This is a genomic window from Myxococcales bacterium (genome assembly GCA_016717005.1).
In the GTDB taxonomy this organism is placed as follows: Bacteria; Myxococcota_A; Polyangia; order Haliangiales; family Haliangiaceae; genus UBA2376.
The window spans coordinates 1,337,347-1,352,447 of the sequence record JADJUF010000001.1; the positions used below are offsets into that span (position 1 = coordinate 1,337,347).

The window sequence follows — 15,101 nt, forward strand, 5'->3', positions numbered from 1 at the left end:
CGCAGCAGCCCGTCCCCAACGCCGACCGCACGCAGCGGGTCGGCACGCCACGCCCTGCCGCGCAGCGCGCGCCCTGCTGGTCGCGTCTCGACGACGAGGACGAAGCCTTCGGTCAAGTCCTCCTCCGTGTCGACGCACGGACCATCGAGGTCATCACCCGGCTGCGGCTGCCATGAGCCGGGGTCGACCCGCGTGACCCCCAGGAGCTTCGTCGTACCCGGGACTTCGTAGGTGATCGCGGCGACGAGCTTGTCGAGACGATGTGGCTGAACGCTCGTGATCACGAGCGGGCGCTGGTCGGCGACACGAACGCCGTCGTAGATGTCGGTCCCGAGGATCAGGCGCCGGCGGACGAGGAACTGACCGCCGCCGCAGGTGTAGTACTCAGGATAGGTGACGAGGCTCATGGGTCGACGTAGCTCACTGGCGGCGGCCGATCGAGTTCAGGGAAGCGGCTGAAGGAGACCCGCTCGGCCCAACTGGAAGCCGCGTTGCCCGTAGAAGTCGCCGGTCCAGATCGACTGGCCGCCGGCGCTGACGTCGATCTGCGCCTGGTAATAGTAGACCTTATGGCGCTCGCTGTAGCGGACCACGCGCGACTTGCTGATGTGGACCTGCACGCGCGGTCGCGTGTCGCCGTCGACCGCGTTGGTGATCGTGCCGTCCCAGTCCATGACGAACTGGGTGTGCAGCGTGTGCTCGGTGCCATCGGCGACGGTATGCAGGTCCATGGCCGACGGCAAGAGGCCGGTGCCCTGGACCTTGCTGGGGTCCTTGGCGATGTCGGCGAAGTCGACGCCGCCCTTGCCGTCGGGCACATCGAGTTCGATGCGCTTTCCTTTCTTGTGCGTCGGATGACTGTGCGCGACCGACCGCACGTTGGCCGGCATGCTCACCTGTTCCGCGTCGCCGATGTACATCACGAAGCCGTCCCGGGTCTGCACCAGCGCCCACTCGCGCTCGGTGACCTTCAGGTGCTTCGGGATGTCGTCGATGTCGAGCGTCGCCAGCGCGTTCTTGTCGCCGGTGGCGAGCAGGTGGAGGACCGCCTCGCCCTCCGCCCGGGTCTTGAGCACCTTGCCGACCGCGCGCGACCCCGGGCGCATCAGGTCCTTGCCCCGGCGGGTCGGGTGCAAGTCCTTGGCGTGGGCCAGCTCGTCATCGGCGAGCGTCCGCACCGGGTGGTGCCCCTCCCGCAGCGGATCGTCGGGGTCCTTGTACGGGCCGCCCTTGCGGGGCGCGTCGGGATCGGGCCCCGCGGGCTTGTCGACGTGGGGCGCGTCGACGTGCGGCGCATCGACGTCGACGTCGGGGGCGCCACCGTGGGGCTTGCCGGTGTGCGGCATGTCGGGCCCGTCGCCGCCACCCATCTTCACGACCTTGCGCGCGTTCTTGCCGACCGCTTCCTCGGCCTCCTTCACCGCCTTGACCGGCAGCTTGATGCTCTTGCGCAGCTTGCCGACGTAGGTGCCGATCGAGCCGGCCGCGTCGGCCGCCTGGATCACCTTGATGAACGCGCCGAAGCGACCGGCGCCCGCGATGACCGTACCCTCGCCCACCGTCACCAGCGTGATGAACGCCAGCATCATCACGTAGCCGACGAACTCGCCCTGGAAGTTGCCGCGGTCGTAGTCGTTCTTCGCCTCCCACTTCTCCATGAAGTCGGTGGCGATGTCCTGCATGATCTCCTTCCGGTTCTTCCACGCCGCGGACAGCTGCTTGGCGAACGCCTTGATCTCGGTGAAGTCGCCGACCAGCATCTTGGCCGCCGACCAGATCAGCGACGCCAGATCGCCGACGCCCTTGAACAGGTCCACCAGCGAGCCCCACGCCCCCTCGAGCAAGCCCACGACGAAGCCGGCCGCGTACTGGGCCCAGTCGATCGCGCGCTCGATCACGCCGACCGTCGAGTCCCAGGCGTCGCGCATCATCTCGCCGAGGTCCTGGACCGCCTCGTAGCTGTCGGACCCCGAGACGATCTTGCCGCTGGCGCGCAGCTGGTTGACGAACTCGATCGACGGCACCCACAGCATGTGGCCCTCGCGCACCCGCGCCCTGGACCACAGCTCGAACGCCTCGCGGTTGTCCTTGGTCGACAGCGCCTTGTCGTCGACGTCGATCTGCCCGGCGCCCTTTCGGTACACCGCGCGGCGGCCGTGGTTCGCGTGGTAGATGGCCTGCACGTACAGCCGCGCGTCGGTGCCCCAATGGAAGTCTGGGTAGTGCTTCGCGGCGATGTCCTTGAGCATGTCGCCGGGCTTCACCTGGTACAGCGCCGCGGTGGGCTCGGGCGGATCGGTCACGACCAGGTGCGACTCGACGAAGCCCTCGCCGGTCGGGCTGCCGTCCAGGCCGGGCGCGACCACGTGGTACCAGCCGTTCGAGGTCTCGCGGTCAGCGATGACCATGGTCCCGAACGGCAGCAGCGTGCCCTTCGCGCCGGCCGGCGTCGCGCGCAGGTGCAGGCCCTGCTCGGCGCTCACCCGCGCGGTCTCGTGCACGGCCTTGGTGGTCTCGCCGGGCGCGAGCTGCTTCCACACGTCGGCGCCGGCCGCGTCGCTGACCGCCTGCACCGGCTTGTACGCGCGCGCCGCGTGCTCGATGCGCTTGAGCATGCGCGCGCGGGTCGTTGTCGCGAACGCGTGGTGGAACGCGGTGGCCAGCTTGTCGGACGCCGGTGGCGGCTGCACCGACAGCCGCGCCCACAGCGACGCGTAGACGTCGACGTCGAACGGCATCAAGAGCCCGTCGAACTCGGCCGCGCGCAGCTCGGCCTCCTCCTGATCGCCGGCGGCGACCGGGCGCTTCAAGATCTCCAGCAGGTCCCGCTCGAGCCCGGGGTCGAGCTCGGGCACCAGGTCGCGGTCGGTGGCGGTCGCGACCTTGCGCTGCACCCGCACGCCCACCGGCGGCCCGGCCGCCAGCAGATCCTCGGCGCTGACGCCGGCGACCACGCGGTCCGCGACCTGGTCGGCGTGGGCCTCGAGCGCACCGTCCCCGCCAGCGCCGTGGCACTGCACGCCCTGTTGCTGCTGCGCGACGTGCGCGGCCTCGTGCGCGGCCAGGTGCAGATCCGGCGGCGCCGCGAACGCGACGTGATCGCCGACCGCGAGCGCCTGCGCGCCCTGCGCCCGCGTGATCGCGCCGCCCTCGCCGCCGACGTGGGCCGTGACCCCATCGAGCACGCTGGCGTGCTCGCCGAACGACCTGCGGATCCGATCGCCGTGCGGCAACGCCTGCCCGGTCGCGGGCAAGCCCAGCCCGCCGTCACCGGTCACCCGCCCCGCGCTCGGGTGCGCGTGCTGCACGGGGACGCCGCCGCCGTCGGCCCCGCCACGCTCGGAGGCCTCCCCGCTGCGCGCCGCACCGCCCGCTTCGCGCGGCTGCGGGACGGCTCGACCAGCGAGCGCGCCCTTGGCCTGTGCGGCCGTCTGGAGGTGCAGCGAGAACGGGTCGTCGAGGCCTTCGAGCGCCGACGGCGGGGTCGAGGTTGTGGTCCGATCCGCGATCGCGGCTGGAGGGGCCGCGGAGGTCAGCTGGACGGGCGGGAATCCAGCGGTCAGCGTTCGTTTCCCGGGTGCGGGCGCGACCCGAGGTGCGAACTCCAGCGGAGCGTCGCGCAGGCGGTCCCGGGCGCGCCGGACGTCGGTCATCGGCGACACCGTGGGCCCGCCGTGGTGCCGCGGTTGGTGACCACCGCGCGCTCGCACAGGAGTCGGGCGACCGCACCAGGCATGGGTCGGGTCCGAAGAACATCCGTCTCACCGATTCCGGCTCCGGCATCCATGCCGACCTATCGGCCAGCGCGTCGAACGGTTGCGCGGGGCGGAAGGGCTGGAGGGCCGCAGGCCTCCGTCGCCCATCGCGGTTGTCCCGATCCCGACCCGATCTAGCGCCGCGCCGCGCGCAAGACCTTTGCGATTCCGTGTAGTTCGGTGACGAGCTCGGGCGACGCCGGGCGGCGTCGGCTCACTTGTAGCCGCGGCTGAGCAGGCGCTTGGCCGACGCCGCGAACGCCGCCGGCGGGCCGACGTGGAACTCGAACGTGTCGGCGAGGCGGGTGATCGTGTTGAACAGGAAGCCGACGTTGAGGGCCTCGACCAGCGCCGCGCGGGTCACGCCCGCGGCCAGCGCCGGGCGCACGTCGTCGGGCGTCAGCGCCGCGTGATCGAGCGTGACCTTGGCGAGGATCGGCAGCACCGCGCGGCACTGCGGCGACAGCGCGTCCTCCTCGGCGCCGGCCAGCGCCGCGTCGACGACCTCAGCGCCCAGGACCTTCGACGCGACCGCGCCGTGGGCGTTCGTTCAAAACTCGCACTCGTTCTTCTTCGACACCCACGCCGCGAACAGCTCGCGCTCCCCGACCGACCACGCCGACGGCCCCCGCATGACGTCCTGGATCAGATCGTTGAACGGCGCCCCGAACTGGTGCGGGCGGTAGCGCAGCGTCCGCACCACGTCGGGCATCGGGTGCCCCGACACGACGCGCACGATCTTGTACAGGACCCGATCGCCCAGGGTCACGCCGCGCTCGATCGACGGCAGCCGCATCAGCTCGGCTCCGCGGTGGTCGCCGCCAGCACCGCCAGCGCGTGGTCGATCTGCCGGGTCGCCTGCCCGACCGCCGCCGCCACCGTCAGCTCGAAGATCGCGGCGTCGTCCTTGCCCTCGGCCCGCAGCGCCGCGACGTGCTCGTCGGTCACGCGGTACGCGTGCTGCCGCACCGTCGCCACCAGCGCCGCCGCGGCCGGGGTCGCCGGCGTGCCGTCGTAGGCCGCCTCGCGCTCGGCCCGGGGCGTCGCGCCGGTTCCCTCGAGGATCGCCGCGGTCACCGCGGCCCGCCCAGCGGCGAAGCGATCGTCCATGGCCCGAGGGTAGCGCATGGCCACGCCGGTCGGGTCGGCCCCGGTGCAGGAACTGCGGCCGGCGCCAGCGCCGGCGCCCCGATCCGGAGCTGGCACCTCGGGGCCGGGCGGCGGACCGGTCGGGCCCGGAGCCGGCGTCCGTCGGCCCCGGAACCGCTAGCATCGGCGGCCGATGCGCACCATCCCGACCCTCGCGACCTCGACCCTCCCGGACCGGGCCGTGTTCGCGCGCCCCTGGCGCGACGGCTGGCTGGTCGCCACCGAGCGCGGCCTCGTGCTCGTGCTCGATCGGGCGCTCAGCCGCCGCGGGCAGGTCGCGCGCGGCCCCGCCGTCGTCGACGCGACGCTGGCTCCGGACGACGTGCTGATCAGCGCGGATCCCCGCGCGCTGACCGCGGTCGAGATCGCGAGCGGCCGCGTCCGGTGGCACCACGCTGGCGCCTACCTGGCCTGCCGAGCGCGGGGCGGCCGCCTGTGGGTGGCCGAGCACCTCGGCGCGACCATCGCGATCAGCGTCCGCGATCGAGCGACCGGCGCGCCGCTGCGCGCGCTCACGGTCGCGGCCTCGGCCGACGACGTCCTGTCGCTGACCGATCATCCGGATCCCGATCGGATCGTGGCTGCGCGGGCCGGCGCGGACGAGCGTGCGGCGTTCCTGCTCACCGACGCCGCCGACGGCCTGACCGCGACCGCGCTCGGTCCGGACGACCACCACGCGCCGGTGTTCACGCCGGCCGGCGACGCGTACCTGTCGGCCGGCGCCGACCGGCTCGTCTACCGCGCGTGGCCGTCGGATGACGAGCTCGACCTGCTGGCGTGGTCCGACGACGACGACGACGGCGCGCCCGACGACCGCGCCGGCCGCGACCTCCAGTACCTGCCGGGCGGGTACGCGACCTGGTCGTCGGCCCACGGCCGCCTGTACCTGCTCGATCTGGCGGCGCTGGCGGTGATCGACGAGCTGGTCATCGCCGACCACCCGCTGCGCACGGTCGCCGAGCTGCGCCCGAAGCGGCCCAAGGACACGACGCCGGCCACCGACTTCGAGTACGCGACGGCGGGCCCCGACGGCCTGATCCTGACGGTCCACGGCCACACCCACCTCGCCGTGACCGCGCTGGCGGCGTGGAGCCCCGACGCCGAGCGCCCGGGGTGACGGTCAGGCGGCGAGCGCGTCGCACCGGCCGCGCGGATCGCGGTGAACCGCGGCCGCGCCCGCGCACGTCGCTCAGCTGGCCAGCGAGCGCACGAACAGCTCGATGTTGCGGCGCAGGTCGCGATCCTCGCAGTGCGGCAGCGCCCGGCGCCAGGTCTCGACCGCGCGCCCGGTCTCGCCGCGCTCGTAGTAGAGGTAGGCCAGCCGGGTCAGCGCCGGGAAGTAGTCGGGCGCGTGGCTGACGACCTCCTCGTACTCGCGCACGGCGTCGTCGCGGTGCGCGGTGCGCTGGAGCATGTTGGCGAGCGCGAACCGCACCCGGACCGAGGCCGGCGCCTCGTCGAGCCGGGCGCGCAGCGCCGCGATCGCCCCGGCGCCGTCGCCGGCCTCGTAGCGATCGAGCGCGCGCCGCAGGTGGACCTCGTCGGCGGCGGCCCGGGCCGCGGTCCGCCGCCGGCCGAGCAGCTCACGGACGATCCGCAAGAGCCGGATCGTGTCGAGCGGCTTGGCGGCGTAGCCGTCGGCGCTGTAGCGCAGGAGCACCTCGGGCGTGACCCGCCCGGACTCGATCACCGCCGACATCAAGATCACGCCGACCTCGCGCAGGCGTGGGGTGCGCTTGATCGCGCGGCACAGCCGGAAGCCGTCGACGCCGGGCAAGAGGATGTCGGCGATCACCACGTCGGGCGCCAGCTCGCGCAGCGCCGCGATCGCGTCGTCGCCCGAGGCCGCGGTCGCGACCTGGTAGCCGCGCGGCGCGAACTCCTTCACCAGCAGCTGGCGCGTGGCGTAGTCGTCGTCGACGATCAGCACGCCGCCGATGCCGTCGGCGCTCGCCGCCGGCCCGGCGGTGAGCGTGCGCACCAGCGCCGCGACGTCGTCCTCGCCGGTCACGGCCGGCGCGGCGTCGAGCCCGGGATCGCTGTCGACCCCCGAACCGGCGCCGGCCCGGGACCACGGCCCGTCGGTCGGCCACGCGGCGCCGCGCGGCGCCAGGATCGCGATCTGGCTGGGCAGCTCGTCGTCGAGCGCGGCGTCCTCGTCGGGCTCGATCAGCTGCCGGACGTGGATCTCCTTGGTGCTGTCCTCCTTGACCACCCGCGCGGCGGCGGCGGCGTCGACGGCCGGCCCGTCGCCGTCCCCGCCGCCGTCGACCGTCGCGTCGTCGTCGACGCCGACCATGACGGCGTGCGGCACCTCGGCCCGAGGCCCGGGCTCGGTCGACGGGCCGGCCCAGACCGCGTCGCCGCGGCGGCGCGCCGCCAGGCCGGCCCGGACCGTGCGCGCGACCGTCACCCCCAGCGCGATCGACACCGCGACCGCGCCGCGCCTGGCCAGCGCCGCCAGCACGCCCGCGTCGAGCTGATCGGGGTGCGCGACCGCGACGAGCACCGCGCCGCCCTCGACCGCGACCGGCACCATCTGGGCGCCGAGCCAGATCTCGTCGGCGACGCCGTCGAGCAGCGTCAGATCGATCACCGACTCGTCGAGCACGATCGCCGACCGGCCCATCGCGGCCGCGAGCACCGCGGCCAGCGTGCGCTCGTCGGCGTAGCCGAGCACGTACGCCACCGACGCGGTCGGCATGCGCTCGCTCTGGCGCGCGAGCACGTCGTCCAGCGCGCGTTCGTCCGGTAACGCGCCGAGCTCCAGCAGCCAGCGGCCGAAAGCACTGGACACGCTTCACGCTAACACGCCGATCTGGCGTTCCTCACCGGGGTATCCCGCCCACACGCCCCCACTGGCTAGGGCGTGCGCCATCGCGCCAGCGTGTCACACTGTCAGACGCGCGCTCGTGATCCAGGTCTTCGACTTCATGCGCGAGATCGCCTGTACCCTGGAGGCATCAGCCTTGCTGACTGTCTCCGCCAGCCCTCACGAAGGAGAACGCACTACATGATGTATCAGATCGGCCAGAAGGCGGTTTACCCAGCGCACGGCGTCGTCGAGGTGGTCGGGGTCGACACCAAGCAGATCGCCGGACAGCCGTTCCTGTTCTACGTGCTCCGTGTACTCGAGAACGGGATGCAGATCATGGTCCCCAAGGACAAGGCCGACCAGGTCGGCCTGCGTGCGGTCGCGACCTCGAAGGACGTCGACGAGATGTTCGAGGTGCTCCGCGACCCCGACGTCATCCAGGACAAGCAGACCTGGAACCGTCGGTACCGGGGCTTCATGGAGAAGATCAAGACGGGCTCGCTGTTCGACGTCGCCGAGGTGTTCCGCGATCTGATGCGCCTGCGCGCGTCGAAGAACCTGTCGTTCGGCGAGCGGCGGATGCTCGAGACCGCGCGCACCTTGATGGTCAAGGAGGTCGCGCTGGCGCGGCGCTGGAGCGACCTCCAGGCCGGCGAAGAACTCGACGGCGCCTGCGCCTGACGCCAAACCCGACCGTAGTGCATTGATATTGCATCGGCGCGTGTGTTAGGGTCCGACCGCCGAATGCAGGTGCACGTAGCCACCGCGGACCTCGTCACGGTTCCCGTCGACGCCATCGTGAACCCTGGTAACTCCATGGGTATCATGGGCGGAGGGACCAGCGGGCACATCCGCCGCATCGGCGGCGACGTGATCCAGCAAGACGCGATGGCGCGCGCGCCGATCGCCGTCGGCGCCGCGATCATCACCGCCGCTGGCGCCCTGCCATGCAAGTTCATCATCCACGCGCCGATCATGGATGAGCCTGGGCAGAAGATCCCGGCCGAGAACGTGCGCCGGGCCGCCCGGGCCGCGCTCATCGCCGCGGACGTCAAGCAGTTCAAGGTGATCGCGTTCTCGGGCATGGGCACCGACCAGGGCGATGTGCCCATGGAAGAGGCCGCCCGCGCCATCGTCGAGGAGATCCGCGCCCACAAGCGCGCCTGCCCCGAGACCATCTACCTCGTCGACACCGACGCCGACATGGTCGACACGTTCGAAGACGCCCTGCGCAACGCTGTGCAGAATTTATAAGGGGGCTTTCGCAGCATCCTTGGAGGGGGCTTTCGCAAAGCCCCCTCCCCATTTTCGGCGGAGCCGAAAATGGGGCCCCTCCCCGAAACGTCTGACCTCAGACGCTGGGACCGACGCGGGTGGGGACAGGCTCCTGGGTCTCAACATGCTGAGATCGCTATTGAATTTCGGGCTACCGCGGCCGAAAAAGGGACAGGATCCTGGGTCCTAGGGTATCGAGATCGCTGATGATTTTCGGGCTACCGCGGCAGGATCGCTGGGCGCCGCTCGATCCGCGGGATGTGCAAGAGCGCGCGCGATCCCGGCGGATGTGCGAGCGCGGGCGCGGGTGCCGGCGGGGGTCGCGGGTGTCCAGATCTGGGCCCGCAGACGCGCCCGAGCGGGATCGGTCAAGCGCCGGAGACGGGCGATCTTGCGACGAAAATCGGCCAGGGATCGAGCGGTCCCGGCGGGTTGACGGGCCGAGGCGGAGGATGCTCTATTCGGCCCGCTTTGCAGCTCCAGGCATACACGCCAGCAGGACTGGCGATCCTCTGCACGCTCTTGTTCTGCGGGCTCTTCACCGCGCTCGCTGTCTTGATCGGGCCGAAATCCTCCAACCCTGAGAAGCTGAAGCCGTTCGAGTGCGGCTCCGAGCCCATCGGCAGCCCACGCGGACGCTACTCGGTCAAGTTCTACCAGGTCGCGATCCTGTTCCTGGTGTTCGATATCGAGACCGCGTTCATGTACCCGTGGGCGCAGCTGTTCACGCGGCTGTCGCTGGGCGTCGGTGGCGCCATCAGCTTCTTCGGCTTCGCCGAGATGATGATGTTCGTCGCGATCCTGGTCGTGGCCCTCACGTACGTGTGGCGCAAGAAGGCGATCGGCTGGGACTGATGCTGCGCCGACGTCATCGGCGCGCGCATCTGATCCGCTAGGAGTCTCACCATGCTTGAGCTCATCACGTCGAAGCTCGAGGACGCGGCCAACTGGGGCCGCAAGTTCTCGCTGTTCTCTTATCCGTTCGTCACCGCGTGCTGCGGCATGGAGTTCATGTCGGTCTCGGCGCCGAAGTACGACATCGCGCGGTTCGGCGCCGAGTTCCCGCGGTTCTCGCCGCGGCAGTCGGACCTGCTGATGATCGTCGGCACGATCACCGAGAAGCAGGGCCCGGCGCTGCGCCGCGTCTACGAGCAGATGACCGAGCCCAAGTGGGTCATCGCGTTCGGCGTGTGCGCGTCGACCGGCGGCTTCTACCAGAACTACCACGCGATGCCGGGCGCCGATCAGGTCGTCCCCGTCGACGTCTACATCCCGGGCTGCCCGCCCCGGCCGGAGCAAGTGCTCGACGCGCTGATCCTGCTGCAGGACCGCGTGCAGCGCCGCGATGGCCACAGCCAGCTCCGGCTCAAGCGCGAGAAGATCACGCTGGCCGCCGCCAACGCCGAGGACTGAGTCATGGCGCAGAAGGTCGTAGCGGCCGTCAAGGCCAAGTTCGGCGACGCGATCGTCGCTACCGAGTCGTCCCACGGCGACGAGGTCATCGTCGTCAAGCGCGACAAGCTCGTGGCCGTCGCCACGTTCCTCCGCGACGACCCGGCCATGGCGTTCGACGTGCCGGTGTTCGTCACCGCGATCGACCTGCTCGACTGGCGGCCCCAGGGTCGCCGCGGCGCGCCCGACCCCGACGCGCGGCCGGAGTTCGACCCCGGCGAGCACAACGACGGCCTGCGGTTCGAGGTGTGCTTCCAGCTGCGCTCGATCACCCACCGGCACCGCGTCCGCCTCAAGGTCCAGGTCAAGGAGAACGACTGCAAGGTGCCGACCCTGTCGCTCTTGTGGGCCGGCTTCGGCTGGCAGGAGCGCGAGACCTTCGACATGTACGGGATCCGCTTCGAGGGGCACCCCGACCTCCGGCGCATCTACCTGTACGACGAGTTCATCGGCTACCCGCTGCGCAAGGACTACCCCAAGGACAAGCGCCAGCCGCTGGTCCGCCGCCCCGACCTCGTCGGAGATCACTGACCATGGCCGACCTGAAGACGCTCGTCCTGGGCCGCAAGGAGGTCGCCGATCTCGACACCGAGACCGAGCTGCCGCCCGAGCTCATGACCATCAACATGGGGCCGTCGCACCCGGCGATGCACGGCACCGTCCGGATCGTGCTGACGCTCGACGGTGAGCGCATCGTCAAGGGCGACGTCCAGCCCGGCTACCTGCACCGCTGCTTCGAGAAGGAAGCCGAGCACGCGACCTACACCCAGATCTTCCCGTACACGGATCGGCTGAACTACGTCTCGCCGATGATCAACAACTGCGGGTACGCGATGGCGGTCGAGAAGATGCTCGGCCTCACCGGGCACCTGCCGCGCCGCGCCGAGTTCATCCGCGTGATCGTCAGCGAGATCTCGCGCATGACCGACCACCTCACGTGCGTCGGCGCCACGGCCATGGAGCTGGGCGCGTTCACCCCGCTCCTGTACCTGCTCAAGGCCCGCGAGTGGCTGTACACGCTGCTCGAGGAGGTCTCGGGCGCGCGCCTGACCCACAGCTACGTGCGCGTCGGCGGGGTCAGCAAGGATCTGCCGGACGGCTGGCTCGAGAAGCTCGAGGCCCGGTTCAAGGAGCTCGAGTTCGCGCTCCACGAGTCCGAGCAGATGCTCAACCTGAACAAGATCTTCCGGGATCGCATGGCCGGCGTCGGCGCCATCTCGCGCGCCGACGCGATCGCCTGGGGCCAGACCGGCCCGATCGGCCGCGCCGCCGGGATCGACTACGACGTCCGCAAGGACCACCCGTACTCGGTCTACCCCGAGTTCGAGTTCGACGTGCCGCTCGGCACTACCGGCGACTGCTTCGATCGCTTCCTGGTCCGGGTCGAGGAGATCAAGCAGTCGCTGCGGATCGTGCGCCAGGCCGCCGCCGCCCTGCCCGACGGGCCGATCATGGTCGACGACGGCCGCGTGGCCCTGCCGCCCAAGCAGGACGCCTACAACACGATCGAGGCGATGATCCGCCACTTCAAGCACATCGTCGACGGCATCAAGGTGCCGGCCGGCGAGGCCTACACCTTCGTCGAGGGTGGCAACGGCGAGCTCGGCTTCTTCATCGTCGGCGACGGCACCGGCCGCCCGTACAAGTGCTACGTGCGCAGCCCGTCGTTCGTGCACCTCTCGACCGCCGAGAAGCTCTTCAAGAACCACCTCATCGCCGACATCGTGCCGATCTTCGGCATGATCAACATGATCGGCGGGGAGTGCGACAAGTGAGCGACACGACCCAGGCGCCCCCGGCGCCGCCCCCGACGCACGTCACGCTGACCATCGACGGCAAGACCGCGACGGTGCCCAAGGGCACCAACGTGCTCGAGGCCGCGAAGACCGTCGGCATCGAGATCTCGGCGTTCTGCTACCACCCCGGCCTGTCGATCGCGGCGTGCTGTCGGCAGTGCCTGGTCTCGGTCGAGAAGAACCCCAAGCTGCAGCCGAGCTGCCAGCAGGCCGCCGGCGAGGGCATGGTGGTCCACACCGTCGACGCCCAGTCGACCCTGGCCCGCAAGCAGATGCTCGAGTTCACGCTGGTCAATCACCCGATCGACTGCCCGATCTGTGACAAGGCCGGCGAGTGCACGCTGCAGAAGCACTACTTCGAGCACGACAACGCCGACTCGCGGATCGACACGCCCAAGGTCGAGAAGCCCAAGGTCGTCGACCTCGGCCCGCACATCGTGCTCGACGCCGAGCGCTGCATCCTGTGCACCCGGTGCATCCGGGTCTGCGACGAGGTCGCCGGCGAGCACCAGCTCGAGATGAAGCAGCGCGGCGATCACGAGCAGATCACGACCGCGCCGGGCCAGCAGCTCGACAACCCGTACTCGCTCAACACCGTCGACGTGTGCCCGGTCGGCGCGCTGACGTCGAAGGACTTCCGGTTCACGATGCGGGCCTGGGAGCTCGACGCGACGCCGTCGGTGTGCCAGGGCTGCGCGACCGGCTGCAACGTCGAGATCCACCACAAGAACGATCGCGCGTGGCGCCTGGTGCCGCGCCCGAACGCCGACGTCAACGGCCACTGGATGTGCGACGAGGGCCGCTTCACCTACCACGACCTGCGCGCGCAGCGGCTGGCGGTGGCGACCGTCGGCGGGCTGCCGGCGTCGTGGGACAAGGCGGTCAAGGCCGCCGCCGACAAGCTGGCGCCGCTGCTCAAGGACGCGGGCACGGTCGCGGTGGTGCTGTCGGCCCAGGCCTCCAACGAGGACAACTTCGCGCTGGCCAAGCTGGCCGCGGCCTGGAAGGCCAAGGTGTTCGTCACCGCCCGGCCCGAGCAGGCCGAGCGCGCCGACGGCAAGCTGCGGGTCGCCGACGTCAACCCGAACCGCGCCGGGGTCACGGCCATCGCCGGCGCCAGCGCGGGCGATCTCGCGGCGCTCGAGACCGGCGTCAACACCGGCGCCATCCGCGCGGTGGTGTTCCTCGGTCACGACCTGCCGCTGTCCGAGACCGCGCTCGACCGCCTGCGCGCGCTCGACTGCGTGGTCGCGCTGGCGACCCACGAGCGCGGGCCGGTCAAGGCCGCCGGGATCGCGCTGCCGATCGCGGCCTGGGCCGAGACCCACGGCTCGGTCACCAACGCCGACGGTCGGGTCCAGCGCATGCACGCGGCCATCGCGGCGCCCGGCCAGGCGGTGCCCGGCTGGGAGGCGGTGGCGCGGCTGGCCCAGGCCACCAGCGCCAAGGTCGCGTGGACCACCGCCCGCGACGTGTGGAAGGACATGACCACCACGGTCAAGCCGTGGGCCGGCAGCCCCTGGGGCCGCGAGGTCCGGCCGCTGGCCCTGCGCTTCGCTGGATCGCGCGGGTGACGTGTCCGCACCGCTTCGCTTGCTTCGCCGTTGAACCACCGCAGGTACCCCGATGACCTGGCTCAGTAACAACATCTACGCGATCCTCGACAACCCCGCCCTCAAGTGGCTGTTGCTGGTCATGGTGATGGTGATGCCGCTGGCGTCGCTGCTCACCTGGGCCGAGCGGCGCCAGAGCGCGATGATGCAGGACCGCCTCGGACCCAACCGCGCCAACATCGGCCCGATCAAGCTCAAGGGCATCCTCCACTTCATCGCCGACGCGCTGAAGATGATCGCCAAGGAGGACTTCATCCCGGGCAGCGTCCACCGCGGGCTGTTCGCCCTGGCGCCGATCCTGGCCATCGCCCCGGTGCTGATCGCCTTCGCGATCATCCCGTTCGGGCCGACCATCTACCCGCACTCGTACACCGATAGCCTCGACGTGCTGGCCCTGGCCAGCGACCCGAACAACAAGACCTTCGCCGACTCGATCCGGCTGCAGGTGGCGTCGCTCGACTACGGGCTCCTGTTCTACTTCGCGGTGCTGAGCCTCGCCAACTACGGCGGCACGATCGCCGGCTGGGCCAGCTACAACAAGTGGGCGCTGCTCGGCGGCCTGCGCAGCTCGTCGCAGATGATGAGCTACGAGGTGTCGATGGGCCTGTCGCTGATGGGCTGCTTCGTGCTGGTCGGCAGCCTCGAGCCCGGCTTCATCGTCGGCAACGGCGTCTCGGCCCAGATGTCGGGATCGAACCCGCTCAACTGGCTGTGGCTGTGGCAGTTCCCGGCGCTGATCCTGTTCATGACCGCGGCCATCGCCGAGACCAAGCGCGCGCCGTTCGACCTGCCCGAGGGCGAGCCCGAGATCATCGGCTACTTCGTCGAGTACTCCGGCATGCGCTGGGGCCTGTTCTTCCTGGCCGAGTTCATCGAGATCGTCTTCATCTCGGCGGTCATCGCGACCGTGTTCTTCGGCGGCTGGCAGGTGCCGTTCCTGGACGGCGACGGCTTCCGGTTCGGCGGCTACATCACCGAGGTCGGTGGCCACTCGGTGTCGACCGGTGGCTGGGTGATGAAGATGCCGCACGCGGCGGTGACCGCGCTCCAGCTCGGGGCGTTCGCGCTGAAGGTGATCCTGATCGCGTGGTTCCAGCTCATGGTCCGCTGGACCCTGCCGCGGGTCCGCGTCGACCAGCTGATGAACCTGGGCTGGAAGGTGCTGCTGCCGTCCGCGCTGGCCTGGACCATGCTGACCGCGCTGTTCAAGCTGTGCGCCCTGTACCTGGGCTGGCTGTAAGGAGCG

14 protein-coding genes are annotated in these 15,101 nt (G+C 70.8%); 9 read left to right on the forward strand and 5 right to left on the reverse strand.

Annotated features, from left to right (window positions below; all coding sequences use genetic code 11):
• Positions 1-443: 443 nt before the first annotated feature.
• The 4 genes from IPL61_05640 to IPL61_05655 form a co-directional block, all read right to left on the reverse strand.
• Positions 444-3,278: a DUF4157 domain-containing protein gene (locus IPL61_05640; protein MBK9030813.1), complete on the reverse strand. Its 2,835-nt coding sequence runs from the start codon at positions 3,276-3,278 to the stop codon at positions 444-446.
• Between the two features lie 691 nt (positions 3,279-3,969).
• On the reverse strand, positions 3,970-4,200 hold the full coding sequence (locus IPL61_05645; GenBank protein MBK9030814.1) for a hypothetical protein: 231 nt from the start codon (positions 4,198-4,200) through the stop codon (positions 3,970-3,972).
• Between the two features lie 105 nt (positions 4,201-4,305).
• Positions 4,306-4,551, reverse strand: a complete 246-nt coding sequence (locus tag IPL61_05650) for a hypothetical protein (GenBank protein MBK9030815.1) — start codon at positions 4,549-4,551, stop codon at positions 4,306-4,308.
• Positions 4,551-4,865 (reverse strand): hypothetical protein, encoded by a 315-nt coding sequence (locus IPL61_05655; protein MBK9030816.1) that lies wholly within the window; start codon positions 4,863-4,865, stop codon positions 4,551-4,553. Before IPL61_05655 ends, IPL61_05650 begins: the two co-directional genes overlap by 1 nt.
• 172 nt (positions 4,866-5,037) lie before the next feature.
• Between IPL61_05655 and IPL61_05660 the strand changes: the two genes are divergently transcribed.
• Complete coding sequence (locus tag IPL61_05660) at positions 5,038-6,021, forward strand: hypothetical protein (GenBank protein MBK9030817.1); 984 nt, start codon at positions 5,038-5,040, stop codon at positions 6,019-6,021.
• Between the two features lie 72 nt (positions 6,022-6,093).
• On the opposite strand, the gene IPL61_05665 is transcribed toward IPL61_05660, so the two are convergent.
• Positions 6,094-7,701, reverse strand: a complete 1,608-nt coding sequence (locus tag IPL61_05665; GenBank protein ID MBK9030818.1) for a response regulator — start codon at positions 7,699-7,701, stop codon at positions 6,094-6,096.
• A gap of 219 nt (positions 7,702-7,920) precedes the next feature.
• Between IPL61_05665 and IPL61_05670 the strand changes: the two genes are divergently transcribed.
• From IPL61_05670 to IPL61_05705, 8 genes are all read left to right on the forward strand, one after another.
• Positions 7,921-8,400 carry a CarD family transcriptional regulator gene (locus tag IPL61_05670; GenBank protein ID MBK9030819.1) on the forward strand — a complete coding sequence of 160 codons (480 nt, stop codon included), beginning with the start codon at positions 7,921-7,923 and terminating at the stop codon, positions 8,398-8,400.
• Positions 8,401-8,463: 63 nt separating this feature from the next.
• On the forward strand, positions 8,464-8,973 hold the full coding sequence (locus tag IPL61_05675; GenBank protein MBK9030820.1) for a macro domain-containing protein: 510 nt from the start codon (positions 8,464-8,466) through the stop codon (positions 8,971-8,973).
• Between the two features lie 492 nt (positions 8,974-9,465).
• Positions 9,466-9,849: an NADH-quinone oxidoreductase subunit A gene (locus IPL61_05680; GenBank protein MBK9030821.1), complete on the forward strand. Its 384-nt coding sequence runs from the start codon at positions 9,466-9,468 to the stop codon at positions 9,847-9,849.
• A gap of 51 nt (positions 9,850-9,900) precedes the next feature.
• Complete coding sequence (gene nuoB, locus IPL61_05685; protein MBK9030822.1) at positions 9,901-10,407, forward strand: NADH-quinone oxidoreductase subunit NuoB; 507 nt, start codon at positions 9,901-9,903, stop codon at positions 10,405-10,407.
• 3 nt (positions 10,408-10,410) lie between these two features.
• A complete protein-coding gene (locus IPL61_05690; protein MBK9030823.1) occupies positions 10,411-10,977 on the forward strand; it encodes an NADH-quinone oxidoreductase subunit C in 567 nt (188 codons plus the stop codon).
• Between the two features lie 2 nt (positions 10,978-10,979).
• Entirely contained in the window at positions 10,980-12,221 is a 1,242-nt protein-coding gene (locus tag IPL61_05695) for an NADH-quinone oxidoreductase subunit D (protein ID MBK9030824.1), read from the forward strand.
• Positions 12,209-13,816, forward strand: a complete 1,608-nt coding sequence (locus IPL61_05700) for a (2Fe-2S)-binding protein (GenBank protein ID MBK9030825.1) — start codon at positions 12,209-12,211, stop codon at positions 13,814-13,816. The genes IPL61_05695 and IPL61_05700 overlap by 13 nt, the downstream gene beginning before the upstream one ends.
• Positions 13,817-13,868: 52 nt before the next feature.
• Positions 13,869-15,095, forward strand: a complete 1,227-nt coding sequence (locus IPL61_05705; GenBank protein MBK9030826.1) for an NADH-quinone oxidoreductase subunit H — start codon at positions 13,869-13,871, stop codon at positions 15,093-15,095.
• The last annotated feature ends 6 nt before the right edge of the window (positions 15,096-15,101 follow it).